This window comes from Cellulosimicrobium sp. JZ28 (genome assembly GCF_015327065.1).
Classification (GTDB): domain Bacteria; phylum Actinomycetota; class Actinomycetes; order Actinomycetales; family Cellulomonadaceae; genus Cellulosimicrobium; species Cellulosimicrobium funkei.
Map to the genome: position 1 here is coordinate 3,393,859 of NZ_CP017660.1, position 25,623 is coordinate 3,419,481.

The 25,623-nt window shown below is 74.1% G+C and carries 26 protein-coding genes and 2 pseudogenes; 17 read left to right on the top strand and 11 right to left on the bottom strand.

Features of this window, described 5'->3' with window-relative positions; all coding sequences use genetic code 11:
• The first annotated feature begins 22 nt into the window (after positions 1 to 22).
• Positions 23 to 1,270, top strand: a complete 1,248-nt coding sequence (locus BJP59_RS15205; protein ID WP_168944465.1) for an MFS transporter — start codon at positions 23 to 25, stop codon at positions 1,268 to 1,270.
• Positions 1,271 to 1,820: 550 nt separating this feature from the next.
• On the opposite strand, the gene BJP59_RS15210 is transcribed toward BJP59_RS15205, so the two are convergent.
• Complete coding sequence (locus BJP59_RS15210) at positions 1,821 to 2,306, bottom strand: DUF6328 family protein (protein WP_194521335.1); 486 nt, start codon at positions 2,304 to 2,306, stop codon at positions 1,821 to 1,823.
• Positions 2,307 to 2,399: 93 nt separating this feature from the next.
• Between BJP59_RS15210 and BJP59_RS15215 the strand changes: the two genes are divergently transcribed.
• Positions 2,400 to 3,131 carry a PAS and ANTAR domain-containing protein gene (locus BJP59_RS15215; protein WP_194521336.1) on the top strand — a complete coding sequence of 244 codons (732 nt, stop codon included), beginning with the start codon at positions 2,400 to 2,402 and terminating at the stop codon, positions 3,129 to 3,131.
• Between the two features lie 10 nt (positions 3,132 to 3,141).
• Here the strand turns inward: BJP59_RS15215 and BJP59_RS15220 are convergent, their stop codons facing one another.
• The 3 genes from BJP59_RS15220 to BJP59_RS15230 all read right to left on the bottom strand — a co-directional run bounded on the left by BJP59_RS15220 (position 3,142) and on the right by BJP59_RS15230 (position 5,860).
• Positions 3,142 to 3,933, bottom strand: coding sequence for a GAF and ANTAR domain-containing protein (locus tag BJP59_RS15220; RefSeq protein WP_228485090.1), 792 nt, complete (start codon positions 3,931 to 3,933; stop codon positions 3,142 to 3,144).
• A gap of 265 nt (positions 3,934 to 4,198) precedes the next feature.
• Positions 4,199 to 5,059: an SDR family oxidoreductase gene (locus BJP59_RS15225; RefSeq protein ID WP_194521337.1), complete on the bottom strand. Its 861-nt coding sequence runs from the start codon at positions 5,057 to 5,059 to the stop codon at positions 4,199 to 4,201.
• 51 nt (positions 5,060 to 5,110) lie between these two features.
• A complete protein-coding gene (locus tag BJP59_RS15230) occupies positions 5,111 to 5,860 on the bottom strand; it encodes a PAS and ANTAR domain-containing protein (protein WP_061267802.1) in 750 nt (249 codons plus the stop codon).
• Positions 5,861 to 5,965: 105 nt separating this feature from the next.
• Between BJP59_RS15230 and BJP59_RS15235 the strand changes: the two genes are divergently transcribed.
• Positions 5,966 to 7,294 carry a molybdopterin molybdotransferase MoeA gene (locus BJP59_RS15235; protein ID WP_194521338.1) on the top strand — a complete coding sequence of 443 codons (1,329 nt, stop codon included), beginning with the start codon at positions 5,966 to 5,968 and terminating at the stop codon, positions 7,292 to 7,294.
• An 18-nt stretch (positions 7,295 to 7,312) separates the two neighbouring features.
• On the opposite strand, the gene BJP59_RS15240 is transcribed toward BJP59_RS15235, so the two are convergent.
• Positions 7,313 to 7,984 carry an AIM24 family protein gene (locus BJP59_RS15240; protein WP_021483456.1) on the bottom strand — a complete coding sequence of 224 codons (672 nt, stop codon included), beginning with the start codon at positions 7,982 to 7,984 and terminating at the stop codon, positions 7,313 to 7,315.
• 97 nt (positions 7,985 to 8,081) lie between these two features.
• Between BJP59_RS15240 and moaC the strand changes: the two genes are divergently transcribed.
• The 4 genes and pseudogenes from moaC (at position 8,082) to BJP59_RS15260 (ending at position 9,809) form a co-directional block, all read left to right on the top strand.
• Positions 8,082 to 8,552: a cyclic pyranopterin monophosphate synthase MoaC gene (gene moaC, locus BJP59_RS15245; RefSeq protein ID WP_021483455.1), complete on the top strand. Its 471-nt coding sequence runs from the start codon at positions 8,082 to 8,084 to the stop codon at positions 8,550 to 8,552.
• Between the two features lie 104 nt (positions 8,553 to 8,656).
• Positions 8,657 to 9,279 (top strand): annotated as a pseudogene (gene mobA, locus BJP59_RS15250) (molybdenum cofactor guanylyltransferase).
• The gene (locus BJP59_RS15255; protein WP_194521339.1) at positions 9,276 to 9,569 is read left to right on the top strand and encodes a DUF6457 domain-containing protein; all 294 of its coding nucleotides are present in this window, start codon (positions 9,276 to 9,278) and stop codon (positions 9,567 to 9,569) included. The pseudogene mobA and the gene BJP59_RS15255 overlap by 4 nt, the downstream one beginning before the upstream one ends.
• Before the next feature lie 3 nt (positions 9,570 to 9,572).
• Positions 9,573 to 9,809 carry a MoaD/ThiS family protein gene (locus BJP59_RS15260; protein WP_194521340.1) on the top strand — a complete coding sequence of 79 codons (237 nt, stop codon included), beginning with the start codon at positions 9,573 to 9,575 and terminating at the stop codon, positions 9,807 to 9,809.
• 108 nt (positions 9,810 to 9,917) lie between these two features.
• Here the strand turns inward: BJP59_RS15260 and BJP59_RS15265 are convergent, their stop codons facing one another.
• On the bottom strand, positions 9,918 to 10,427 hold the full coding sequence (locus tag BJP59_RS15265; RefSeq protein ID WP_194521341.1) for a MogA/MoaB family molybdenum cofactor biosynthesis protein: 510 nt from the start codon (positions 10,425 to 10,427) through the stop codon (positions 9,918 to 9,920).
• Between the two features lie 210 nt (positions 10,428 to 10,637).
• Between BJP59_RS15265 and BJP59_RS15270 the strand changes: the two genes are divergently transcribed.
• From BJP59_RS15270 to BJP59_RS15295, 6 genes and pseudogenes are all read left to right on the top strand, one after another.
• Positions 10,638 to 14,573, top strand: a complete 3,936-nt coding sequence (locus BJP59_RS15270) for a nitrate reductase subunit alpha (protein WP_228485091.1) — start codon at positions 10,638 to 10,640, stop codon at positions 14,571 to 14,573.
• A gap of 55 nt (positions 14,574 to 14,628) precedes the next feature.
• The gene (gene narH / locus BJP59_RS15275) at positions 14,629 to 16,497 is read left to right on the top strand and encodes a nitrate reductase subunit beta (protein ID WP_228485092.1); all 1,869 of its coding nucleotides are present in this window, start codon (positions 14,629 to 14,631) and stop codon (positions 16,495 to 16,497) included.
• Positions 16,498 to 16,577: 80 nt separating this feature from the next.
• Complete coding sequence (gene narJ / locus BJP59_RS15280) at positions 16,578 to 17,249, top strand: nitrate reductase molybdenum cofactor assembly chaperone (protein ID WP_228485093.1); 672 nt, start codon at positions 16,578 to 16,580, stop codon at positions 17,247 to 17,249.
• Entirely contained in the window at positions 17,246 to 18,004 is a 759-nt protein-coding gene (narI, locus tag BJP59_RS15285) for a respiratory nitrate reductase subunit gamma (RefSeq protein ID WP_228485094.1), read from the top strand. Before narJ ends, narI begins: the two co-directional genes overlap by 4 nt.
• 153 nt (positions 18,005 to 18,157) lie before the next feature.
• A complete protein-coding gene (locus tag BJP59_RS15290) occupies positions 18,158 to 18,733 on the top strand; it encodes a DoxX family protein (protein WP_228485095.1) in 576 nt (191 codons plus the stop codon).
• 229 nt (positions 18,734 to 18,962) lie between these two features.
• A pseudogene (locus BJP59_RS15295) lies at positions 18,963 to 19,628 on the top strand (DUF899 family protein); the annotation flags it as partial.
• 13 nt (positions 19,629 to 19,641) lie between these two features.
• On the opposite strand, the gene BJP59_RS15300 reads toward BJP59_RS15295, so the two are convergent.
• Complete coding sequence (locus BJP59_RS15300) at positions 19,642 to 20,127, bottom strand: GNAT family N-acetyltransferase (RefSeq protein ID WP_228485096.1); 486 nt, start codon at positions 20,125 to 20,127, stop codon at positions 19,642 to 19,644.
• A gap of 250 nt (positions 20,128 to 20,377) precedes the next feature.
• Between BJP59_RS15300 and BJP59_RS15305 the strand changes: the two genes are divergently transcribed.
• Entirely contained in the window at positions 20,378 to 20,710 is a 333-nt protein-coding gene (locus BJP59_RS15305; protein WP_043652484.1) for a hypothetical protein, read from the top strand.
• 247 nt (positions 20,711 to 20,957) lie between these two features.
• Here the strand turns inward: BJP59_RS15305 and BJP59_RS15310 are convergent, their stop codons facing one another.
• The 4 genes from BJP59_RS15310 to BJP59_RS15325 all read right to left on the bottom strand — a co-directional run bounded on the left by BJP59_RS15310 (position 20,958) and on the right by BJP59_RS15325 (position 23,198).
• On the bottom strand, positions 20,958 to 21,170 hold the full coding sequence (locus BJP59_RS15310; RefSeq protein ID WP_114553883.1) for a hypothetical protein: 213 nt from the start codon (positions 21,168 to 21,170) through the stop codon (positions 20,958 to 20,960).
• A 14-nt stretch (positions 21,171 to 21,184) separates the two neighbouring features.
• Positions 21,185 to 21,538, bottom strand: coding sequence for a LapA family protein (locus BJP59_RS15315; RefSeq protein ID WP_194521343.1), 354 nt, complete (start codon positions 21,536 to 21,538; stop codon positions 21,185 to 21,187).
• Between the two features lie 126 nt (positions 21,539 to 21,664).
• Complete coding sequence (locus BJP59_RS15320) at positions 21,665 to 22,762, bottom strand: fatty acid desaturase family protein (protein WP_228485097.1); 1,098 nt, start codon at positions 22,760 to 22,762, stop codon at positions 21,665 to 21,667.
• Positions 22,746 to 23,198: a hypothetical protein gene (locus tag BJP59_RS15325; protein ID WP_194521344.1), complete on the bottom strand. Its 453-nt coding sequence runs from the start codon at positions 23,196 to 23,198 to the stop codon at positions 22,746 to 22,748. Before BJP59_RS15325 ends, BJP59_RS15320 begins: the two co-directional genes overlap by 17 nt.
• A gap of 313 nt (positions 23,199 to 23,511) precedes the next feature.
• On the opposite strand from BJP59_RS15325, the gene BJP59_RS19895 reads away from it, so the two are divergent.
• The 3 genes from BJP59_RS19895 (at position 23,512) to modA (ending at position 25,599) form a co-directional block, all read left to right on the top strand.
• Complete coding sequence (locus BJP59_RS19895; protein ID WP_108046999.1) at positions 23,512 to 23,817, top strand: DUF6221 family protein; 306 nt, start codon at positions 23,512 to 23,514, stop codon at positions 23,815 to 23,817.
• A 523-nt stretch (positions 23,818 to 24,340) separates the two neighbouring features.
• Positions 24,341 to 24,745: a TOBE domain-containing protein gene (locus BJP59_RS15335; RefSeq protein WP_074803402.1), complete on the top strand. Its 405-nt coding sequence runs from the start codon at positions 24,341 to 24,343 to the stop codon at positions 24,743 to 24,745.
• Positions 24,742 to 25,599: a molybdate ABC transporter substrate-binding protein gene (gene modA, locus BJP59_RS15340; protein WP_228485098.1), complete on the top strand. Its 858-nt coding sequence runs from the start codon at positions 24,742 to 24,744 to the stop codon at positions 25,597 to 25,599. Before BJP59_RS15335 ends, modA begins: the two co-directional genes overlap by 4 nt.
• Positions 25,600 to 25,623 lie beyond the last annotated feature (24 nt).

The following is a 25,623-nucleotide window of genomic DNA, read 5'->3' on the forward strand; positions in this document are numbered from 1 at the left end:
GCACCTCCCCCCAGGAGTCGCCATGGCGCAGCAGGACGCGGGCAGGGCCGCCGGACCCGCCGCGACGACGACGTCGACGTCCACCTCCCCGACGCTCATGCTCGTCCTCGCGACCATCGGCTTCGCGGTGAACTTCTGGGCCTGGGCGCTCATCAGCCCGCTCGGCGCGGCGTACGGGCAGCAGTACGACCTCACCGACGTGCAGGTGTCCGTGCTGGTGGCCGTCCCGGTCGTCGTCGGGTCGCTCGGCCGCATCCCCGTGGGGGCGCTCACGGACCGCTACGGCGCCCGCATCATGTTCCCCCTGGTCAGCGCCCTGACGATCCTGCCCGTGCTGTTCGTCGGGCTCGTCGCGGACAGCTTCGCCTGGCTGATCGTCGGCGGGTTCTTCCTCGGTCTCGGCGGCACCGCGTTCGCCGTCGGGGTGCCGTTCGTCAACGCGTGGTACCCGCCCGCGCGGCGCGGCACCGCCGTCGGGATCTTCGGCATGGGCATGGGCGGCACCGCGATCTCCGCGTTCACCACCGTCCGCATCCGCGACGCGTGGGGCGACGCCGCCCCGTTCCTCCTCGTCGCCGCCGTCCTCGCGGTGTTCGCCGTCGTGTCGTGGCTGCTGCTGCGCGTCCCGCCCGGCCGGGCGACCGCCCCCGCCGGCGGGTTCTGGTCCCGCACCTGGGCGACGTTCCGCCTCCCCGCCACGCTGCAGCTCTCCTGGCTGTACGCCGTCGGGTTCGGCGGGTTCGTCGCGTTCTCCGTCTACCTGCCGACGTTCCTCGTCAACGCGTACGACCTCACCGCGTCCGACGCCGCGGCCCGCACCGCCGGGTTCGTCGTGCTCGCCGTCGTCATGCGGCCCGTCGGGGGCGCGCTGTCCGACCGGTTCGGCGGCGTGCCGGTGTCCGTCGCGTGCTTCGCCGTCGTCACAGCGCTCGCCGCGGTGGTCGCGTTCCAGCCGTCGCTCGTGCCGGTCGGGACGATCGCGTTCCTCGGCCTCGCCGCCGCGCTCGGTGCGTCGTCGGGCGCCACGTTCGCCCTCGTCTCGAAGGTCGCACCGGTCGAGAAGGTCGGCGCGGTCACGGGCCTCGTCGGCGCGGCGGGCGGACTCGGCGGGTTCATCCCGCCGCTGCTCATGGGCGCCGTCTACCAGCTCGAGGGCACCTACGGCCTGGGCTTCGGGCTGCTCGCCCTGACCGCCCTGCTGACCCTGCTGTTCACCCTCGGCCCCGTCCGTCGGGGCGTCCAGGCCCGCGCCGCCGCTTCGTCGTCCTGACCCGCCCGGGGGAGCCCGCACTCGCGAGATAGAGCCGTGGTCACGCGAGGTAGAGCCGTGGTATGCCCGACGGCGCGTGGCGGCCCTGGGTGGGCGGGGTGGGTGGTGGTGCCGCGTCTACCATCCGCCGCTCGTTCCTCGCGGCTCCCGCCAGGCCCGCCACGACGCGGCACCACCACCCACCCCGCCCGGCGTCGTCACACCTCTGTCTCCCCAGCCCGAGCGACTGCCCGCGGTGTCAGGTGCGCTCGCACCGCACGGCCCACCGGGTCACCGCGGTCGCGCCGGAACTCGGTGGCGAGCAGGTGATCTGGGCTCGTCCTGGTCGGCTGACGGGCCACAATCACCTGCTCGCCGGAGGCCGCGGCCCATGGTGGACAGTGGGTGTCGCTCGACCCTCCGGCCCGGCGCAGGGCGGCCGGGGGGTGGTGCCCGGATCCACCACGGTCTTCGCCATTGACCACGGCTCTCCATCGCGTGACCACAGCTCTACCTCGGCGAGCCACGGCTCTACCTCTCTACCTCGCGCGACTGCGGTTCGATCGCGAGGTCAGTCGGACGCCGCGGTGCCGCGGGCGACGAGGCGCGGGAGGACGAACCAGAGGCCGACGAGCAGCACGAGCGCGCAGCCGCTCGACCACAGGGCGGCGGCGCGGTTCACGACGACGTCGACCACGAGCAGCACGGTCCCCGTGACGACGAACGCGAGGACGAGCACGCCGAACCGTGCGATCCGGTCGCTCAGGGTCACGAGCGTCGTCTTGCGGTGCCGGCGGAAGAGCGTGCGGTGCAGGCTCACGGGCGTCACGAACAGGCCGGTCGACAGCACGGCCAGCGCGACGAGCGCGAGGTAGACGTCGGTCTGGAAGGTGTCGAGGTCCCCGAAGCGCTGCTGGAACGGCAGCGTGAGGAGGAACCCCGTGAGGATCTGCACGCCCATCTGCATGACGCGCAGCTCCTGGAGCAGCTCTGCCCAGTTCCGGTCGGACCGTTCCTCGGCCGACTCGTCCCGCCCGTCGCTGACCTGGGTGGTCACGGTTTCCTCCCTCGCGCCGACGCTGGGATAATCTTCAGTCTGCTGGGGTCAGGAATCGGCTCCGTCCTGCTCGATCTCCGGGGACCCCCATCGATGGACGCTGCCCTGCCCTCCGACGCCACCGAGCCCGACGACGTCGTCCCGCCCGCTCTCGCCGACCTCCTCGCCGCCCTCGGCCCGGGTGATCCCCAGCCGGTCGGCCGCTTCCGCGTGGACATCGCGACCGACTCGTGGTGGTGGTCCGACGAGGTGTACGAGATGCACGGTTTCGCGCCGGGCGAGGTCGTGCCGACGACCGCCCTCGTCCTGTCGCACAAGCACCCCGAGGACCGCGAGCGCGTCGCGAGCGAGCTCGCGCAGGCCGCGCGGACCGGGGAGCCGTTCGGGTCCATGCACCGCATCGTGGACGCGACGGGCGCTACTCGCACGCTCGCCGTCGCGGCGCAGGGGAAGAACCCGGGCGCGGAGCTGCCCTGGGCGCACGTGGTGGGCTACTTCGTCGACCTGACGACGGCGCACGCCGAGGCCGCGCGGCGCGAGGCGACGGCGTCGATCCGGGCCGCGGACGCGTCGCGCTCCGTCATCGAGCAGGCCAAGGGCGTGCTCATGGCGGCGCTGCGCACGGGACCCGACGACGCGTTCGAGGTGCTGCGCCGGCGCTCGAACGACGTGAACGTCCCCGTCCGCGAGCTCGCCCGTCGCCTCGTGGAGGGCGTGGTCGGCGGCGCCGAGACGGCCGGGCCGCTGCTCGACGAGTCGGTGCGACGCCGGGTCGACGCGCTGCTCGAGGCGCCGTGCGTCGACGAGTCGGCCACCGGCGGCTGAGCGCCGGGCCTCAGTCCCCCGCGGGCGCGCCGACGCCGGGGATGCGGCGCGTCTCGACGATCTCGCGGGCGACGTCGACGAGCTTGATGTTCGCGTCCTGGGACACGCGGCTCATCACGGCGAACGCGCGGCCGGGCGTCAGGGAGTACCGCTCCATGATGATGCCCTGCGCCTGCCCGATGAGCGTGCGGGTCTGGACGGCGGACTGCAGCTGCTCCTCGGTCCGCGCGGCCGAGATGGCCGCGGCGGCGACGGCCGCGAACGTCGAGGCGAGGTGGTGGGAGTCCGGGCCGAACGCGTTCCGCGAGCCGGAGTACATGTTGAGCGCGCCGTGCGCGTTCTCCGACGTGTAGAGCTGGACGCACAGCATGGAGCCGACGCCGAGCTCGCCCGCAGCGCGCGGCGCCCAGCGCGGCCAGCGCGGGTCCGCCGCGACGTCCCCGGACTCCACGAGCGCGTGCTCGCGGATCGCGTCGAGGCACGGGCCCTCGTCGAGCTCGTACTGGAGCGCGTCCCCGCGCGCCACGACCGGGTCCGAGATCGCCGCGCTCTCGATGCGACGGCGGGTCACGAGCGAGATGCCGGCCTCGTCGCAGCCGTCGACCATCGCCACCGCGAGCTCGACCACCCGGTCGAGCGTCTGCTGGAGGGTGGGCTCGTCGGCGAGCGCGCGGGCGGCGTCCGCCACGAGGCCCGCCACCGTCGCCTCCTCCGCCATCAGGTCGACGACGGGGACCTCGGTCAGCGGTGCTCCGGACCCTCCCGGGGTCGGCTCGCCGCTCGTTCCGCGATCGGTGCTCATGGTGCTCTCCTTGTCTCCGCCGCAAGCCTACGTCGCGGCGAGCCGGAGCACGTACGGCGTCGGAGGCCCCGCCCGGGCGTCACCGGGGCGGGGCGGGGGCGGCGGCCGTCTCGCCCGCACAAGGCGTGGCGGCTGTGACCCTCTCACGGGCGCCGTCGCTCTCGCGGCGGTCCCGCCCCCGGGCGGGCGCGGACGCCCACCCTCCGACCCTCCCGGGCGAGCCGCGGTCTCACCGTCCGCGGCTCCCCCGGCGAGGAGGGGCCCGTCAGAACACGGGCTTGCCTCCCGTGACACCGAGGACGGTGCCGGACACGTAGCTCGCGTCCGTCGGGGAGGCGAGGAAGACGAACGCCGGCGCGACCTCCGCGGGCTGGCCCGCGCGCCCCAGCGGGGTGTCCTTCCCGAACTGCTCGATCTTCTCCTCGGGCTGGGTGGCCGGCTGGAGCGGCGTCCAGATCGGTCCCGGCGCGACGGCGTTCACGCGGATGCCGCGCGGGCCGAGCTCGGCCGCGAGGTTCACCGTGAGGTTGTTGATCGCCGCCTTCGTCGACGCGTAGTCGAGCAGGGACGTCGACGGCTGGAAGGCCTGGATGGACGAGTTGTTGACGATCGCCGCGCCCTCGCCCAGGTGCTCGAGCGCCGACTGCGTGATCCACAGCAGCGCGTAGAGGTTCGTCTTGAGCACCCGGTCGATCTCGTCGGTGGTGACGTCCTCGATCGACTCGCGCCGCGCCATCTGGAAGCCGGCGTTGTTGACGAGCACGTCGAGCCCGCCGAGCTCGGCCGCGGCGCGTCCGGGCAGGGCCCGTGCCGTCGCCTCGTCGGTGACGTCGCCGGGCAGGAGGGCGCACGTGCGGCCCGCCTCGCGGACCCAGCGCGCCGTCTCCTCGGCGTCCTCCTGCTCTTCCGGCAGGTAGCCGACGGCGACGTCGGCGCCCTCGCGCGCGAACGCGATGGCGACGGCGCGGCCGATGCCCGAGTCACCGCCCGTGATCAGCGTCCGACGGCCCTCGAGCCGCCCGGTGCCGCGGTAGGACTGCTCGCCGTGGTCGGGCACCGGATCCATGCGTCCGGTGAGGCCCGGGGGTTCCTGCTGCTGGGCCGGGAAGGTGGTCTCGTCGGTCATGTCGTTCCTCCTTCTCGTGTGGGGTTCTCGTCGTGCGCGGGGCCGTCCGGCTCAGGAGCGGGCCGGCTCCCGACGACGCGCGAGCTGCGCCTCGTGGGCGCGGGGCCGCGCGACCGGACGGACGGCGGCGAACGCGCCCGCGACCGTGGCCTCGGCCGTCGGGCCGACCCCGCCGGCCTTGCTCAGCGCGCGCATCACCTGCGCGGCGGTCTCCTGGACGGGGACGCCGGCCTCGCCGGCCGCCTCCGCGAGGAGCTGGCCCGCCGCGACGTCGTCGACGCCGTGCACGGCCATGAGCACGCCCTTGACCTGCTCGACGGCGGCCTGCGCGACGAACGCGCGCGTGACGGCGCGCTGCGACTCGCGCTCCAGCGCCTCCTTGTGCGTCGGGGTGACGTCGACGACGTACCCCGCGATCTCGACGACGCGACCGCGCGCGTCCCGTCGGCCCTGTCCCGTCACGACGACGGACCGGGCCTTGCCGTGCCCGTCGACGATCCGGTGGGCGCACGAGAACGGGCGACCGGAACGGATCGCCTCCGTGGCGGCGCGCACCACGCGGGCGCGGTCGTCCGGGTGCTTGCGCGAACGCAGCGCGTCGAGGCTGGGCTGGACGTCCCCCGGCGCCCAGCCGTGCATGGTGTACACCTCGTCCGACCACCACCACGTCCCGGTGCCGAGCTCGACGCGGTACTGCCCCACGAGGAGGTGCGTGCCCACGGCGAGCACCTCCGCGAGCGCTGCGGGGCGCACGGGCGCCGTCTGGTCGGGGCTGAGGGTGGTCACGGGGATCGAGGCCATGTCGTCCTCCCAAGGTTCGGGGGGCTTCGGGCCGCTTCATGACTCCGGTGCCCAACGTAGCCCACCCTCCCGAGGTCGGCACCCGGGCTCGGCTACGGTGCGGGCATGACGCGCGAGCCGAGTCGGACGATCGTCCAGCATGCCGCGGACGCGCTCGCGCTCGTCCGCCCGACGCCGCCTGCGGACACCCCGCTCGAGGACGCCGTGGGCGCCGTCCTGGCCGCCGACGTCGTGTCCGTCCTGGACGCCCCCGCGTTCGACGCGTCCGCGATGGACGGGTACGCGGTGCGCGCGCAGGACGTGGCGGGGGCGACGCCGTCGGCGCCCGTGGTGCTGCGCGTCGTGGGCGACGTCGCGGCCGGGGACGCGGGTCCGGCCGGGCTCGACCTCGGCCTGGGACCGGGCGAGGCGGTCCGGATCATGACGGGCGCGCCCGTGCCGCCCGGGGCGGACGCCGTCGTGCCCGTCGAGCGCACGTCGACCGGTCGCTTCACGCCGGGCGCGGCCGGGAGCGGGCCGACGACGGTCGCGGTCCACGACGCGTCGCGCACCCACGTGCGGCCCCGCGGGGAGGACGTGCGGCGCGGCGACGTCGTCGTCGGGGCGGGCACCGTGCTCACCGCGCGGCACGTCTCGGTCGCGGCGTCCGCGGGGCACGCGGCCGTGCCCGTCCACCGCGCGCCGCGCGTCGCGGTGCTCTCCACGGGCAGCGAGCTCGTGGCCCCGGGCACCACGCCGGGGCCGGGGCGGATCCCGGACTCCAACTCGGTCCTGCTCGCCGCGTCGGCGCGGGCCGCGGGCGCGCGCGTGGTCCGGCGCGGGGCCGTGGGCGACTCCGCGGCGGCGCTCGTCGCGACGCTGGACGGGCTCCTCGACACGTTCGACGGCGCCCCGCCCGACCTGCTCGTCAGCACCGGCGGGGTGAGCGCGGGCGCGTTCGACGTCGTGCGCGAGGTGCTCTACCCGGCGACGCGCGCGGGCACGCCGTGGCAGGACGCGGTCACCGACGCCCGGCTCGTCGCGGTCGGCATGCAGCCCGGCCGCCCGCAGGGCCTCGCGCGCTGGCGAGGCGTGCCGTGGCTCGCGCTCCCGGGGAACCCGGTGAGCGCGTACGTGTCGTTCGAGCTGTTCGTACGGCCGGTGGTCGACCGGCTGCGCGGCGTACCCGGGCCGGGTCGCGCGCTCGTCCGGCGTGTCGCCGCCGCGGGGTGGTCCTCGCCGGCCGGGCGCGAGCAGCTCGTCCTCGTGCGCCACACCGAGCCCGACGGCGCGCACGTCGTCCCCGCGGGCCGTCGCCCCGAGGAGGACGCGACGGCGCGCGGCTCCGGCTCGCACCGCCTGAGCGCGCTCGCGCACGCCGACGCGCTCGCCGTCGTCGGGGCCGACGTCACGGCCGTGGCGCCGGGCGACCCCGTGCAGGTGCTGCTGCTCTGACCCCGAGGCGGGCCTCGGTCACTTCGCCGGGGGCGGCGGGTGGCCCTCCGACGCCTGCACGACGACGAACCCGCGCCCCGAGAGCGCGAGCTGGTACGCCTCGCCGGAGCCGCGCCCGATCGCGGCCCCGAGCTTCGCCGTCTTGCGGATCGAGGACTGCAGCGACGTCGACCACAGCACCGCGGCCTGCATGTCGACGAAGGTGGGGACGTCCACGTCGAGCACGACGGGCGTGCCGAACGCGGTGACGGCCAGCGCCCCGGTCCCGGTGAACGTCGTGTTGAACAGGCCGCCGCTGAGCATCGACGCGCCTTCGACCCGGTTGATGTCCCACGCGAGCGAGCTCTCGAACGCGAGCACGTTCGCGCCGTTGACCGTCACGCCCTCGTCCTCCAGGTGGAGCACGAAGACCTGGTCCGCGTCCTGCGCGAGGAACACGTCGCCGCTGCCCGAGACCTTCATGAGCGACATGCCCTCGCCCGTGAACGCCTTCTTGAACATCTTGCCGAGACCGCCGCTGCCCTCGTACGCGAAGTCGACGTCGCCCTGGTAGGCGACCATCGAGCCCTGCTTCGCGAAGAAGAACCCGCCCGTGCCGCGGAGGTCGACCTTGAGCATGCGGTCGTTCTGGAGCTGGAAGCTGCCGGGCTCGACGGAGCGCTCGGCGTGGTCGAGGAGTGAGCTGCGCATGGGTCGATCCTCGCGGTCGCGGGCCGCGAGCGCACCCGAGCCCGCGGCCGACCCCGGGCGTGGCGCCGCGCGCTGCCCCGCGTGCGAGAGTGGCGGCATGAGCTTCACGCACCTCGACGAGCGCGGGCACGCGCGCATGGTCGACGTCACCGCCAAGCAGCCGACCGTCCGCTCCGCGACGGCGACCGGGACCGTGCGGTGCTCCCCGGACATCGTCGCCGCGCTGCGGGACGGGACCGTCCCCAAGGGCGACGTGCTCGCCGTCGCGCGCGTCGCCGGGATCGCGGCCGCCAAGCGGACGGCCGAGCTCCTGCCGCTCGCGCACGTCATCGGGGTCCACGGGGCCGTCGTCGACCTCGTCGTGGGCGACCACGGCGTCGACGTCACCGCGACCGTCCGGACCGCGGACCGCACGGGCGTCGAGATGGAGGCCCTGACAGCCGTCGCCGTCGCGGGGCTCGCGGTCGTCGACATGGTCAAGGGCCTCGACAAGTCCGTCGAGCTCACGGACGTCCGCCTCGTCGCCAAGACCGGCGGCAAGTCCGGCGACTGGCACCGCGAGCCGTGACGGCCCAGCCCGACGACGGGTCGGCACCCGACGGGCCGGGTCGGCACCTCGAGCTGCCGATCCCCGCACGGGGTGCCGAACCGTCCCTCGCGTTCGACGCCGTCGTGCTGGCCGGGGGCCGGGCGGAGCGGCTCGGGACGCCCAAGCCCGGGCTCGTCGTCGGGGGTCGGCCGCTGCTGGAGCACGCACTTGCGGCGACGGCGGGCGCGGCGCGGACGGTCGTCGTCGGGCCGGACGAGCTCGCCGCCCCGGGGCGCTACGTCCGCACGTGCGAGGACCCGCCGTTCGGGGGCCCGTCGCCGGGATCGCGGCCGGGCTCGCCGCCCTGCCCGACGACGGCCGCGCGCCCTGGGTGCTGGTGCTCGCGTGCGACGTCCCGCGGGCCGCGGAGGCGGTGCCCGCGCTGCTCGCCGCCGCACGCCGCCGGAGCGGCGAGGTCGCCGTGCACGCGGTGCGCGACGGACGGGAGCAGTGGCTCGTCGGCCTGTACGAGCGCGCGGCGCTCGACGCCGCGCTCGCCGCGCTGCCGACCGTGCACGGCGCGTCGGTGCGGCGCCTGCTCGCCGGGCTGTCCGCGATCGGCGTGCCCGACGACACGGGCGCCACCGACGACGTGGACACGTGGGAGGATGCCCGCGAGCAGGAGCGCCGCCTGGCCGCAGGCGCGCCCGCGGTGCCCGGCGCCCCGCCCGCCGGCACCCCCGACGACGGCAGGAGGCCACGATGACGAACCTCGAACGCTGGGTCGACGCGCTCGCGCAGGACCTCGGCGTCGACCCGGAGGTCGTCGACATCGGCGCGGTCCTCGACCTCGCGCGCGACGCCGCGCACGGCATCGAGCGCCCCGCCGCGCCCCTCACCACGTTCGTCGCGGGCTACGTCGCCGGGCTCGCCGCGCACGACGGTTCGGGCCGCAGCGTGCAGGACGTGCTCGACCGGGCGACCGAGCTCGCGCTCGCGTGGACGCCCGAGCCCGAGCTGCCCGGCACCGCGGCCCCGGCCGAGACGCAGGACTGAGAGATGGCGACCGTCCGCTACTTCGCCGGCGCGCGCGACGCCGCCGGCACCGAGTCCGAGACCGTCGACGCGACGACGGTCGGCGAGCTGCACGCCGCGGTCGTCGCGCGGCACGCGGCGCTCGCCGACGTGCTCCCGCGCTGCTCGCTCCTCGTGGGAGGCGTCCGCGCGACGAGCGACGACACCCCGGTCGCCGCCGACGAGACGGTCGACGTCCTCCCCCCTTTCGCCGGCGGCTGACTGACCCCGCCCGGCCGACCCCACCCCGTGCCGAGCAGGCGGTCCTGGCTCGTCACGGCCCCAGGACCGCCACGACCGCCTGGTCGGCCCGCCCCGACGGCCTGGTCGTCAGTGGTCGCCGCCGTCGAGCTGCGCGAGGACGTGGGGCAGGAGCGGCTCCAGGACGGCCCAGCCGTCGCGCACCCCGCCCGTGGAGCCAGGGAGGTTGACCACGAGCGCGCGCCCGTGCGGGCCGGGCGCGACCCCCGCGACGCCGCGGGACAGCACCGCGGCGGGCACGTGGTCCGCGCCGCGCCGACGCAGCTCCTCGGCGATGCCCGGGACCTCCTGCGCCAGCACCTCGCGGGTGCCCTCGGGCGTGAGGTCGCGCGGCCCGACGCCGGTCCCCCCGGTCGTGAGCACGACGCGCGCTCCCCCGGCCACCGCCCGGGCGACCGCGTCGCGGACGGGGGCGACGCCGTCGGGCACGAGGTCGGTGACGACCGCCCAGCCCGCCGCCGCGAGCAGCCCCACGAGGAGCGGTCCCGAGCGGTCCTCCGCCTCGCCGCGCGAGCAGCGGTCGGACACGGTGACGACGGCGACGGTCACGTCCGCGGGCCGTCCGGTGGGTGCGGTCATGGCGCCACGGTAGCGAGCCGGGCGGGGCGGGACCGCGGCGTGCGCTCGCCGCGCGCGATCCGGACGGTCTGGGCATAGTGGCTGTGGACCGACCGCCGCACCTGCTCGCCCAGGAGGCCTCATGTCGTACCTGTCCGTGCCGTCGTCGCCGCCGGCGCGCCGCCCCTGGTGGCGCCCGGTGGTCTCCGTGACGGACGGCGGGAGCGCGACATGACGACGACGTCGGAGGGACCGGTCGAGGACGCGCTGCTGCGGCTCGGCAAGCACCTCAAGCGCGGGAAGGTCTCCGACGACCTGCGGCAGGTGTTCCTCACGGGCGGCCGCCAGGGCGACGTCTTCTACCGCGACCGCTGGTCCCACGACAAGGTCGTGCGCTCGACGCACGGCGTGAACTGCACCGGGTCGTGCTCGTGGAAGGTGTACGTCAAGGACGGCATCATCACGTGGGAGACGCAGCAGACCGACTACCCCTCCGTGGGGCCGGACTCGCCGGAGTACGAGCCGCGCGGCTGCCCGCGCGGCGCCGCGTTCTCCTGGTACACCTACTCCCCCACGCGCGTGCGCTACCCCTACGTGCGCGGCGCGCTGCTCGACGCCTACCGCGCGGCCCGGGCCGCGACGGGCGACCCGGTGCTCGCGTGGCGGAAGGTCACGACCGACCCGGAGACCGCCCGCGCCTACAAGGCGGCGCGCGGCAAGGGCGGCCTCGTACGCGCCACGTGGGACGAGGCGGCGGAGATCGTCGCCGCCGCGCACGTGCACACGATCGCGGCGTACGGGCCCGACCGCATCGCGGGGTTCTCCCCGATCCCGGCCATGTCGATGGTCTCCCACGGGGTCGGCGCGCGGTTCGTCCAGCTGCTCGGCGGCACCATGCTGTCGTTCTACGACTGGTACGCCGACCTGCCCGTCGCGTCCCCGCAGGTGTTCGGGGACCAGACCGACGTCCCGGAGTCCGCGGACTGGTGGAACTCGACGTACTGCATCATGTGGGGCTCGAACGTCCCCGTGACCCGCACGCCCGACGCCCACTTCATGACCGAGGCGCGCTACCGCGGTCAGAAGGTCGTCGTCGTGTCGCCCGACTACGCGGACAACACGAAGTTCGCCGACGAGTGGCTCGCCCCGCACCCGGGCACCGACGGCGCGCTCGCCCAGGCCATGGGCCACGTGATCCTCACGGAGCACTACGCGCAGCGCCGCACCCCGCAGTTCGCGCAGTACGCGGCCCGCTTCACGGACCTCCCGCACCTCGTCGTGCTCGACGAGCACGACGACGGCTCGGGGTCGGGCACGACGTACGTGCCCGGCAAGTTCCTCACCGCGGCGGACCTGCCCGACGGCGTCGGGCGCCCCGGGGACGACGACGCGAGCTCGGCGAACGCGCGCTTCAAGACCGTCGTGCTCGACGCGGACGGCACCCCGCGCGTCCCGCACGGCAGCCTCGGCCACCGCTACGGCGAGGCCGACGCCGGGCGGTGGAACCTCGACCTCGGCGACATCGACCCGCTGCTCTCGGTCGCCGACCCGCACGGCGTCTTCTGGGGCGCGCCCCAGGCCGCTCCCACCCGCGACTCGGTCCCCGACCGCCCGGTGTCGCCCGACCACGGCTCTACCTCGGCGGACCACGGCTCTACCCCGGCCGACCAGGGCTCTCCCCCGGCCGGGCACTCGTACGAGACGGTCGCCGTCGGGCTGCCGCGGTTCGACCTCGACCCGGCCCCGGGCGACGACGCGGGCGCGCACCTGGGCGGTGCGGGCGTCGTCGTGCGCGGCGTGCCGGCGCGGCGGGTCGGCGGGCGGCTCGTCACGACGGTGCTCGACCTGCTGCTCGCGCAGTACGGCGTGAACCGGCCGGAGCTCGGCCTGCCGGGCGAGTGGCCCGCCGGCTACGACGACGACGCGACGCCCGCCACCCCGGCGTGGCAGGAACGGTTCACGGGCGTGCCTCCCGCGGCCGCCGCGCGCATCGGGCGGGAGTTCGCGCAGAACGCGCTCGACTCGGGCGGGCGCTCGATGATCATCATGGGCGCAGGCACGAACCACTGGTTCCACTCGGACACGATCTACCGCGCGATGCTCGCGCTGACCACCCTCACCGGCTGCCAGGGCGTCAACGGCGGCGGGTGGGCGCACTACGTGGGGCAGGAGAAGTGCCGCCCCGTCACGGGCTGGGCGCAGTACGCGGGCGGCCTCGACTGGTCGCGACCGCCGCGCCAGATGATCGGCACCGCGTTCTGGTACCTCGCGACCGACCAGTGGCGCTACGACGGCCTGCCCGCGGACGCGCTCGCGTCGCCGCTCGCGCAGGGCCAGTTCTCCGGGCGCACGACGGCGGACACGCTCGTCGAGTCCGCGCAGCGCGGCTGGATGCCGAGCTACCCGACGTTCGACCGCAACCCGCTCGACCTCGTGGACGAGGCCCGCGCGGCGGGCAAGGAGCCGGCACAGCACGTCGTCGACGAGCTCCGGGCCGGGACCCTCCGGTTCGCGTGCGAGGACCCCGACGACCCCGCGAACTTCCCGCGCGTCGTCACGGTGTGGCGCGCGAACATCCTCGGGTCGTCGGGCAAGGGCAACGAGTACTTCCTCCAGCACCTCCTGGGGACGGACGCCGCGGTCAACGCCGCGGAGTCCGGTCCCGAGCGTCGCCCGCGGTCGATGACGTGGCGCGAGGAGGCGCCGCGCGGCAAGCTCGACCTGCTCGTCACGCTCGACTTCCGGATGACGTCGACGACGCTGTTCTCGGACGTCGTGCTCCCCGCCGCGACCTGGTACGAGAAGCACGACCTGTCCTCGACGGACATGCACCCGTTCGTGCACTCGTTCAACCCGGCGATCGACCCGCCGTGGCAGACGCGCACGGACTTCGACATCTTCCACACCGTCGCGGCGAAGGTCTCCGAGCTCGCGGTGACGCACCTCGGGGTGCGGGAGGACCTCGTCGCCGCCCCGCTCGCGCACGACACCCCGGACGAGATGGCCGTCCCGCACGGCGCGCTCACCGACTCGGGGCGGCCCGTGACGGAGCGCGAGCTCGTGCCGGGCGTGACGATGCCGAAGCTCGTCGTCGTCGAGCGCGACTACCCGGCGTTCGCCGCGCGCATGGCCGCGCTCGGTCCTCTCACCGAGAAGGCGGGCATGGCGACCAAGGGCGTGCAGTTCTCGCCCGGGCCGGAGGTCGCGGACCTCGGCCGGCGCAACGGGCTCGTGCCCGACGGCCCCGCCGCCGGTCGTCCGCGACTCGACCGCGACACGCACGCGTGCGAGATGATCCTCGCCCTCTCGGGGACGACGAACGGTCGCCTCGCCGTGCAGGGGTTCGAGCACGTCGAGCGCCGCACGGGCACGCCCCTGGCGGACCTCGCCCGCGACGAGCAGGGCAAGCGCGTGACGTTCCCCGACGTCCAGTCCCGCCCGACCCCGGTCATCACCTCGCCCGAGTGGTCGGGCTCGGAGCACGGCGGGCGCCGGTACTCGGCGTTCGTCGTCAACGTGGAGCGGCTCAAGCCGTGGCACACCCTCACGGGCCGGCAGCACTTCTACCTCGACCACGACTGGATGATCGAGCTCGGCGAGCACCTGCCGGTGTTCCGGCCGCCGCTCGACATGCACCGGCTGTTCGGCGACTCGCCCGTCGTGGGCGACACCTCGCCGTCGGGCTACCCGGGGTCCGCCGGGCACGCGGAGGTCGCGGTGCGGTACCTGACCCCGCACAACAAGTGGGCGATCCACTCGGAGTACCAGGACAACCTCTTCATGCTGTCGCTGTCGCGCGGCGGCCCCGGCATCTGGATGAGCCCGGCCGACGCGGCCAAGATCGGCGTCGCGGACAACGAGTGGATCGAGGCGTACAACCGCAACGGCGTCGTGGTGGCGCGCGCGATCGTCAGCCACCGGATGCCCGAGGGCACGGTCTACATGTTCCACGCGACCGACCGCACGATCGACGTCCCGCTCGCCGAGACGTCGGGCCTGCGCGGCGGGATCCACAACTCGCTCACGCGCATCCTGCTCAAGCCGACGCACCTCGCGGGCGGGTACGCCCAGCTCTCGTACGCGTTCAACTACCTCGGGCCGACGGGGAACCAGCGCGACGAGATGACGGTCGTCCGGCGCCGGAGCCAGGAGGTGCGGTACTCGTGACGCGGACGGGCGCAGCAGGCGGCCTCGGGCCGGCCGGCCGGGAGGGGGTGGGGTCGTGCGCGTGATGGCGCAGATGTCGATGGTCATGAACCTCGACAAGTGCATCGGGTGCCACACGTGCTCGGTGACGTGCAAGCAGGCGTGGACGAACCGCACCGGCGTGGAGTACGTGTGGTTCAACAACGTCGAGACGCGTCCCGGGCTCGGGTACCCGCGCACCTACCAGGACCAGGAGCGCTGGCAGGGCGGCTGGGTCAGGACGAAGAAGGGCCGGCTCAAGCTCCGCGCCGGGGGCCGCCTGAAGAAGCTCGCGACGATCTTCTCCAACCCGAAGCTCCCCTCGATCCACGACTACTACGAGCCGTGGACCTACGAGTACGACATGCTGCTCTCGTCGCCGCAGGGGCAGCACACGCCCGTCGCCCGGCCGAAGTCGCTGCTCACGGGCGGTGACATCAACATCTCCTGGTCCGCGAACTGGGACGACGACCTCGGCGGCTCGACCGCGACCATGCAGGACGACCCCGTGCTCCAGCACATGTCGGAGCACGTCGCCACCGAGCTCGACAAGACGTTCATGTTCTACCTGCCGCGCATCTGCGAGCACTGCCTCAACCCGGCGTGCGTCGCCTCGTGCCCCTCGGGGGCCATGTACAAGCGGGCCGAGGACGGCATCGTGCTGGTCGACCAGGACCAGTGCCGGGGCTGGCGCATGTGCGTCACCGGGTGCCCGTACAAGAAGGTCTACTTCAACCACAAGACCGGCAAGGCCGAGAAGTGCACGCTCTGCTACCCGCGCATCGAGGTCGGCCTGCCGACCGTGTGCTCCGAGACCTGCGTCGGACGCCTGCGCTACCTCGGCCTCGTCCTCTACGACGCCGACAAGGTCACCGAGGCCGCGAGCGTCGAGGACGAGCACGAGCTCCTCGCCTCGCAGCGCGCCGTCTTCCTCGACCCGAACGACCCGGAGGTCGTGGCCGCCGCACGTGCCGAGGGCATCCCCGACGACTGGATCACGGCCGCCCAGCGCTCGCCGATCTGGGACCTGATCTCGCGCTACGAGGTCGCGCTGCCCCTGCACCCCGAGTACCGCACGCTGCCGATGGTCTGGTACATCCCGCCGCTGTCCCCCGTCGTCGACGTCGTCGCCGCCTCCGGGAACGACGGCGAGGACGGGCGCACGCTGTTCGCCGCGATCTCGAAGATGCGCATCCCGCTCGAGTACCTCGCCGGACTGTTCACGGCGGGCGACACCGCCCCGGTGGAGCGCGTGCTGCGCCGTCTGGCCGCCATGCGGTCGTACATGCGCGACATCAACCTCGGCCGGGAGGCCGACGAGCGGACCGCGGCCGCGGTCGGCATGACCGGTGGCCAGGTCGAGGAGATGTACCGCCTGCTCGCCGTCGCGAAGTACGAGGACCGGTACGTCATCCCGACCGCGCACACCGAGATCGCGCGCGAGCTCGACGAGCTGTCGTGCTCCCTCGACTACGACGGCGGCCCCGGCATGGGCGGCATGGGCCTCACGGGCGGCGGCCCGTTCGGCGAGACGTCGGGGAGCCCGGTGCCGGTCGCGGTCGAGAACTTCCACGTGCTCCAGGCGCGGCAGACGGCGGACTCGCCCTACGGGCCGTCGACCCCCGGCCGCGTCAACCTCCTCAACTGGGACGGGAACGGGCGACCGCCCGGCCTCTTCCCGCCGGGCGAGGGACCCGAGCCGGGCGACGTGTCGGGCGCACCCGGCGGCGTCACGCCGGGCGGCCCGGGCTCGCTGCCGGGCGGGCGCCAGGACGCCCGGCACGACACGATCCCCGGCCCCCCGGCGCCCGGTGGACCGGGGCCCGGCGGTCCGGCGGGTGGCCCGGCGGGCGGCCCCGCGCCCGGGAGCGGTCCCGGCGTCGAGCCCGACGGGGGCACCCGATGAGGGCGCGCTCCCTGCTCCCGACCCCCGCGCTGCGGCCCGGGGCACGACCTCGGGGGCCGCAGCCCGACCACCTGGCCCCCGTGGCGACGTCGGCCGCCCAGCGCCGGACGGCCCACATGGCCGCGTCGCTGCTGCTCGCCTATCCCGACGAGGACGTGCTCGCCGCGGTCGACGCCGTCCGCGCGTCCGCCCCGGCCCTGCCCGGCCCCGTCCGCGAGCGCCTGGAGGACTTCTGCGACGTGCTCACGACGCCGGGCGGGCCGGGCCTGCGCGAGCTCCAGGCGCGGTACGTCGCGACGTTCGACCTCAAGCGGAAGTGCTCGATGTACCTCTCGTACTACGCGGCGGGCGACACCCGCCGGCGCGGGACGGCGCTCGTCGCGTTCGTCGAGGCGTACCGCGCGGCCGGGTGGGAGGTCACTGGCTCGGAGCTCCCCGACTACCTGCCGACGGTGCTCGAGTTCTCGGCCCGGACCACGGGCGACGACGCGACGATCGCGGCCGGTCTGCTCGCGTCCCACCGCGACGGCATCGAGGTGCTGCGCACGGCGCTCGAGAGCGCGCGCAGCCCCTGGACCGGGGTCGTCGAGGCCGTGTGCCTCACGCTGCCGCCGCTCGACGAGCGCACGCAGCAGCGGTACGTCGAGCTCGTGACGGCGGGGCCGCCCGCCGAGCTCGTGGGCATGGAGCCCTTCGCGCTCGAGCCGTACGGCACGGGCGCGCCCGACCGGACGGGAGGTGCGGTGCGATGAGCGGGGTGAGCACCGGAGAGGTCCTGCTGTGGGTCGTGTTCCCGTACGTGACGTTCGCGGTGTTCGTCGTGGGCTCGATTTGGCGGTACCGGTACGACAAGTTCGGGTGGACGACGCGGTCCAGCGAGCTCTACGAGAAGCGGCTGCTGCGGCTCGGCTCGCCGCTCTTCCACTTCGGCCTGCTGTTCGTGATCCTCGGGCACCTGATGGGGCTCGTGATCCCGGAGTCGTGGACGGAGGCGGTGGGGATCCAGGAGGTCGCGTACCACTTCGTCGCGACGTACATGGGGTCGGTCGCGGCCGTCGTGCTCGTCGCGGGCCTGCTCATCCTCATCTACCGCCGCCGCACGTCCGGGCCCGTCTTCCGCGCGACGACGCGCATGGACAAGACGATGTACGTGTTCCTCGCGGCGTCGATCCTGCTCGGGTCGTGGGCCACGGTGCAGACGCAGCTCCTCGCCGACGGGCTCGGGTACGACTACCGCCAGACCATCTCGCCGTGGTTCCGCTCGCTCTGGTACCTCCAGCCGCAGCCGGAGCTCATGGCGGGCGTGCCCGCGGCGTTCCAGCTCCACATCGTCGCGGCGAACCTGCTGTTCATCCTGTGGCCGTTCACGCGGCTCGTGCACGCGTTCTCCGCCCCGGTGCCGTACCTGTTCCGCCCGTACATCGTGTACCGCTCGCGCGACGCGTCGGTCGCCGCGCGCGGCCCGCGCCCGGGCTGGGACCCCTCGGAGCGCCCGCGCTCGCGCTGACCCCGAAGGCCTGGTCCGGCCGGTCCGGGTGGCCCGGGTCGACGCCCGCCGGCGGGTGAATTCGGCCCGACGCCGTCCCCAGGACACCCCGCGGCGCCCTCCTTCCCGGGGCGGTCAACCCCGACCGCGACCGTCCCCGGAAGAGGTTCCCGCATGTCCACCACCGCCCCGACGACCGCCGGTCGTCCCCGCGCCACCCGCCCGTCCGTGCCGTCGGCGGCGGACGCCACGCCCGCCCGCCGCCGTCGCGCCGCCCTCGTGCCCGCACGTCTCGCGGGCCGGGCGGACGCCGCCGTCGCCGCGACCGCGCGCGTCCTTACCCGCTGGTCCGTGCCCGCCCTGCGCGTCGCCCTCGGTCTCGTGTTCCTCGGGTTCGGCGTCCTCAAGCTCGTCCCCGGCGCGAGCCCGGCGGCCGCGATCGCGGCACGCACCGTCGAGACGCTCACGCTCGGCCTCGTCGGCGGGACCGCGGCCGTGGTCCTCACCGCGGTCCTGGAGACGTTCATCGGCCTGACGCTCCTCACCGGCCGGCTGCTCCGCGCGGGGCTGCTCGCGCTCGCCGTCGCGATGGCCGGGATCCTCTCGCCGATCGTGCTGTTCGCGGGCGAGCTGTTCGGCCACGGCATGACCCTCATGGGCCAGTACGTGCTCAAGGACCTCGTCCTCGTGACCGGCGCGGCTGTCGTCGCCGCTGTCGCCCTCGGGGCGCGCCTGAAGCTCGACGCATGACCCCTCGGCGCTCCCACGCCTTCCCTGACCCGACCCCGAGGACCCCGTGACCGCTCCGGTCACGGGGTCCTCGTCGCCTGCGGGCGACGAGCGATGAGTCCCGGCCGCCCCACCGGTCCTCCCTCTCGACGCGGGCGTCGCACGACGCCCCGCACCTCGACCCCCGACGGAGGACGTCCATGACCGCCACGCACAGCACCCCGACGACCGCGCTGCCCGGGCGCACACCCGTGAGGGCGACGCCCTCGCTGCCGCCCGCCGTCGGCTGCCGATGGTGGAGATCGACGGCACCGTCGCGGTCGTCGGCCCGGACGGGCCGATCCCGTTCGTCGACCTCTTCGAGGGCCGCGAGGAGCTCGTGGTCTACCAGCACATGTGGCACGACGGCGCCCCGCACCAGGGCCAGTGCGAGGGCTGCACGTGGACCGCCTGGCACCTGCGGGACGCGGTCTACCTCAACGCGCGCGGCGTCTCGTTCGCGATCCTCACCGTGGGCCCGTGGGACGAGGTGGAGCCGTTCGTGGAGTTCATGGGCTACACCCAGCCCTGGTACTCGGTGCGTGGGCTGGACGAGCCGGTCGGCGGCGAGATGGGGTACCTCAGCGTCTTCCTGCGCGACGGCGACCGGGTGTTCCTCACGTACCGCTCGACGGGCCGCGGGACCGAGCCGACCAACCCCGCGTTCGCCCTGCTCGACCGGACGCCCTACGGCCGTCGCGAGGCGTGGGAGGAGACCCCCGAGGGCTGGCCCGAGGGGAACGATGCCGGCTGGTTCTGGCGCACGGACGCGGACGGCTTCGCCGGCTGGAGCCCGACCACGCGTCCCGCCCCGCAGTGGACCCGTCCCGGTGCGACCCCCGTCGAAGCCCTCGGTCGGCACGAGCACCACCACTGACGCGCGAGGCGCCTCAGAGGGCGAGCGTCAGGTACGCGCTGTGGGGGTCGTCGGTGTAGTCGGCGAACGGCGCGCACGGCACGAACCCGTGGCGCGCGTACAGCCGCCGCGCCGCCGCGAAGTAGTCCTCGGTGCCCGTCTCCAGGCTCACACGGTCCAGGCCGCGGTCGCGCGCGACGTCGAGCAGGTGCGCGAGAACCGTGGCGGCGACGCCCCGGCCCCGGGCGGCCGCCGTCGTGCGCATCGACTTGAGCTCGCCCGACATCGCGTCGTGCTGCTTCAGCGCGCCGCACCCGAGGAGCGCGCCGTCCGCCGACCGCGCGGTGACGAACGTGATGTCCGGCGCGCGCAGGCGCTCGACGTCGAGCGCGTGCACGCTCTCCGGCGGCGACGTCGCGTGCATGTCGTCCAGGTGCTCCTGGAGCAGCGCCAGCACGTCCACGGTCGTCGGGTCCTCCACGACGACGCGGACGTCGTCCCAGGTGGTCGTCTCGCTCACGCGCCGAGCGTGCCACACCCGACGCAGGAGACGACGCGTGGCGCCTGATCGCAGACGGCTCGCCAACCACCACGAACCCGTTCTGCGCGTCCGGGTCGGGGCGCCGTGGGCGGCACCGGAGCGGGAGAGGCGGCGGCGCGGACGACGGCTGCCGAGCCTGGTGCCGACCACCGCCGGAGCGGCGAGTGTGAGAGGTTGGGAGCCGACAGTGTTCCCGCGTCGGCCGGCCTCAACGGAAAAAGGCACCCGCATGGCTCACGAGAGCGACCCGGCCACGTATCCTCCCGTCCCGTTGCACGGAGGCCTGCGATCCAGCCCCGACTCGTGGGAGCTGTGGGGCGAGATCGACTACGCCGTCGTCGAGTCCGCGCAACCTCGCCCGAGCCCGGCCCATGGGGCGCTGCACATCGATGCCTCGCGCGTCACGTTCCTGGACTCCGCCGGTGTCAGCCTCCTCCTGCTTGCCGCCAGCGCACCTCTGCGGCCGATCATCCTGGGCTGCAGCGACTACGCCCGAGACGTGCTCGAGCTCGCAGGAGCGTCGGACCTCTTCGTGTGGAGCACCACGCGACCCTCCGCGTAGCCGATCGACCATGCCACGCCCGACCAGCGTCGCCCAGCCGTCAGTCCTGACGACGGCACGTCCCGTGATCGCGCTTCGCCCGACGACCCGCTTGCTCGATACCGCGAGGAACGACGGCGGTCTCACCCACGCTGCACCGCCCAGCGCTGCGAGGACCGACGGTCGGGCGCGCTCCCCCGGTTGACGTCTTCGCGACCGACGTGCTCCACCTGGAGCTCGAGCACCAGGCGGTGCGTCAGGCTCGCGGTCACCGAGGTGGTGGCTGGATGGCTCCCACACGCTGGTTCCATGCGGCGACGGCCGTGTCGAGGCGCGCGCGTGCGGCGACGTAGAGGACGAGCTCGACGGGCGCCCCCTGGTCGACGACCGAGATGACGTCTTCCATCTCGCGCTGGGAGGCGTCGATCTCGCCCACGAGGTCGGCGGGTCGGTGGATCGAGGTCTCTCGGTCGTCGGTCATCGTGCGCCGCGGTGCTAGACCTGGCGTGCGAGGCGTCGGCGGAGCTGGTGGATGCGCAGGGTACCGACGACGAGGGCGACGATCCCGACGCCGATGCCTGCGATGAGCAGGGCCAGGGCGAGCGGGACGGAACCTTGCCAGCCGAGGAACGAGACGATCACGAGCTGGGTGTTCTGGAGCATGAACACGATGAGTGCGACCAGGACGAGGGCGGCGACGCACAGGCCGACCCAGGTGGCTCCGGTGCGGGTTCGGGGAGTTCTTGTCGGGTTGCCCGACGTGCGGGACACGCCTGAGTCGGGATGGCTGCCTGACACGGCGGCGGTGGGCTGTCCGTTCGTCGCGGAGCTGAGCGGGGTGGTGGCCATGGTGGCCTCCTTGCGGTTCCGGGCCCGCGCACCTCATATGGGGCACGTTCGCCGCGGATAGCCCGACCCTACGCCCTCAACCTGGGAACGAACCTGGGAGCGGCTGTACGCGCGGGCCAGGTGTTCCTAGCGGCCGAGGCTGGCTGCCAGGGGGCAGGAGAACGGTTCGCGGGCGCGTCTGGGGACGTCGTTGAGGTACTGGACGACGATCCGGTAAGAGGTGAAGAACCCGACCTCGGTGTAGGTCACGCCGAGCTGGGAGCAGTACTCGCGCACGAGGGGCTGGACACGCTTGAGGTTCGGGCGCGGCATGCTCGGGAACAGGTGGTGCTCCACCTGGCGGTTGAGACCGCCCATGAAGAAGTCGACGACCGGGCCGCCGCGGATGTTGCGGGACATGAGGACCTGGCGGCGCAGGAAGTCGACGTCCGCGGTCGCCGGGACGATCGGCATGCCCTTGTGGTTCGGGGCGAACGCGCCCCCGAGCAGGACGCCGAACACCGCGAGCTGCACGGCCAGGAACGCCCCCGCGACGGTCGGGGGGAGCAGCAGGCCCAGCGCCACCAGGTAGAGCGCGAGCCGTAGGAGCAGGACCGGGACCTCCACGCCACGGTGCGGCACGGGCCGACGGCCGAGCACCCGGCGCACGCTCGCGACGTGCAGGTTGAGGCCCTCCAGGGCGAGCAGGGGAAAGAAGTACCAGCCCTGCCGACGTGCCAGCCACCCTCGCCAGCCGTGCCGGCTCGCGATGACGGCGGGCGTGAACGCGATCACGCCCGGTGAGATGTCCGGGTCATGGCCCTCCTGGTTCGGGGCCGCGTGGTGCGCGTCGTGCTTCATCGTCCACCAGGCGTGGCTGAGCCCGACGAGCGCGTTCGCGAGGATGCGAGCGGTCCAGTCGTTCCAGGCCCGCGACCGGAACACCTGCCGGTGGGAGCTGTCGTGACCCAGGAACGCGAGCTGGGCGAGAACGAGGGCGAGCACCACGGCCAGCAGGAGCTGCCACCAGGAGTCACCCATGAGGACGATCCCGGCCCAGACGGCACCGAACGCTGCGACCGTCAGGACGAGCCGGGTCCAGTAGTAGCCGTACCGCCGACGCAGCAGCCCGGACTCGCGCACGATCTTCGCCAGCACCGAGTAGTCCCGAGCCGTCGCCCGCGCCGCAGGCAGCGCGCGGACCGTCAGGACCTGGGGCGGCGGCGCCTCACTCGAAGCGGACACGGTCGGCCTCGGCCTTCACGCTCGCGGCACGCACCGCCTCGGCCGCGCGCCAGGCCTCGAGCTCGTCCGCCCGCCTGGTCCGTTCTGTCGCGATCGCCTCCTGGGTGTCCCGGATCACCGTCGCGATCTCGTGGGCGAGCCCGCCGGAGAGCATGGCGAGGTTCGTGTTCTCGATGAGCAGGCGCCGGTCCTCCACCCGTAGCCTGACCCCCGCATAGCCATGATCGGCGAGCAACGTCGTGACGGCGGGCAGCTCGAGCAACGCTTGCTCCGGACCCGACACGCGGCGGGAGAAGACGGCGGTCACGGTGTAGAGGGGAGGCTCCGCGTCGGTGCCGAGCTCGCGCGGCAGCGCAGTGTCCAGGACGCCCCGCAGCTGCAGTGCGGTGTCCTGCACCCGGCCGAAGGACGTGGCATTAGGGGTGGTGGTGCTCATGGTGACGTCCGATGCTCGGAACCGGCGGGCCGGCTCGCATCCGCTGCCGTCGCGGCAGTCGGGGAGGCGTCAGGCGCCCCACTCAAGGAGATCGGTGCGTCCTCCAGGTCGGGTTCATAACCCCCGTCGTCGTCCCATCGCGCGCCCGAGGTGTCCTCGTCCGGGGCGTCCATCTCGCCCGGCGTCCGAGAGCCTTCTCGATCGGCGTCGCGTGGGCCGATCCGGCGATCAACCACACTTCGACACTACACCTGGACGGGTTGCTCGCTGTGTCCACGAAAGCCTGCCCAGCCGTCGGTGAGAGGATGAGCAGATGGCCTTGACGGAGTTCCTCCTCGCTCGGATCGACGAGGACGAGGCAGCGTGCGCGACCCTCGATGACGAGCCGGGACCTCCAGCGCCGTGGTCACGCTCACGGCTCCTGACCGAGTGCGCGATGAAACGACGCATCATCACCCTCGCCTACGAGGCCACCGGGTACGACATGACTGCCGACCTCGAGCGTGACACCGACGAGCGCGCCCAGAGCGGCGTCGCCTTCGTCGGTGACCGCATCCTGCGAGCCCTCGCCACGCCCTACGCCCAGCACCCGGACTTCGACCCCACCTGGCGCACCTGACGACTCGCCCGTCTGCTCCGGCCCCCGGTGTGGCGAGCTGGCCACGGAGGGCGCATCGTGAGAGACGCGACCACGTGTCGCGGGGAACGCCGGTCGTGAAGCAGCCCGCTTCCGGAGGACCTCCCGGGCCACGACGGCGTACCGCAACCGTCAGGGGCGCAGAGACTACGCCGAGAGCGTGAGCCGCCATGAGCGTCATCGAGAAGTGGATCGCCGTGGACTGTCCGGGCTGCGGTGGCCAAGCACGCGCCCGCGTCCTGCACATCATCGCCTGGGGCTCGATCCCCGGCTCCCGCGTCCCGCACCGAGTGAGCATCCTGTGCCCCCATCGTTGCCCGATCACTCGCGACGAAGCTGCCTCGGCCGTGCTCGTGTGCCCCGAGTGCCAGCTGCACGTCGCCTAGCCCCACGCCAGGGGCGTCCACCGGGAAGCGGGAAGACTGCACCTCCCCAGCCGGACCGCGAAGCCCAGCACACCCTCCGTCGGAGGACACTCCGCAGATGCGGGTCTAGAGTCGCTCTCATGCCGCACTTTCGGATCCGCGAGGCCGCGAGCCTGCTCGGGGTCAGCGACGACACCGTCCGCCGCTGGGTCGACGCCGGAGACCTCGCCGCGAGCGCCGACGACGCCGGGCGCAAGGTCGTCGACGGCGCGGAGCTCGCGCGGTTCGCCGTCGCGCAGTCGCACCCGACGCCCGACCCGTCGGGTGTCGCCCGCTCGGCGCGCAACCGGTTCGTGGGGATCGTGACGGACGTCGTGAGCGACACCGTCATGTCCCAGGTCGAGATGCTCTGCGGCGGCCAGCGGGTCGTGTCGCTCATGAGCACGGAGGCCGTGCGCGAGCTGCGGCTCGAGCCCGGCAGCCTCGCCGTCGCGGTGGTCAAGGCGACGACCGTCATCGTCGAGACCCCCGGAGGAGCCGCGTGAGCGCGGCCGCCCGCACGACGACCCGCCGCCGCGCCCGGGGCCCTCTCGCGGCGCTCGCGGCGGCGGTCCTGGTCGCCGGCCTCGCCGCGTGCGCCACGGGCGCGGGGACCGACGACGGCGCTACCCCCGACCCCGCGCGCACGACGACCGAGGACCGCACCCTCACCGTGCTCGCCGCGGCCTCGCTGCGCGACGTGTTCACCGACCTCGCGGCGGACTTCGAGGACGACCACGACGGCGTGGCCGTCGCGCTGTCGTTCGCCGGGTCGTCCGACCTGGGCGACCAGATCCTCGCCGGCGCGCCGGCCGACGTCTTCGCGTCCGCGGACGAGCGCTCCATGACGCGCGTCGTCGACGCCGGGGACGCGGCCGACCCCGTCGCGTTCGCGACGAACACGCTGACGATCGTCACGCCGCCAGGGAACCCCGCGGGCGTCGAGACCTTCGCCGACCTCGAGCGCGACGACGTCAAGGTCGTCGTGTGCGCACCGCAGGTGCCGTGCGGCAGCGCGACCGACACCGTCGCCGAGGCCGCGGGCGTAACGCTCCACCGTGTGAGCGAGGAGGGCAGCGTCACCGACGTGCTCGGCAAGGTGACGTCGGGCGAGGCCGACGCGGGGCTCGTCTACGTCACCGACGCGACGCTCGCGGGCGACGACGTCGAGGTCGTGGACGTACCCGAGACGAGCGCCGCGCTCAACGTCTACCCGATCGTGCTCGTCGCGGCGGCCGAGGACGCCGGCCCGGAGCAGGTCGCGCTCGCGCAGGCGTGGGTCGACCTCGTGACCGGCGACGCCGGACAGGCCGCGCTCGCCGCCGCGGGCTTCGGCGCGCCCGACGCCTCCGCGCCGTGACCTCCGCGCGCCCCGGCGGGTCCT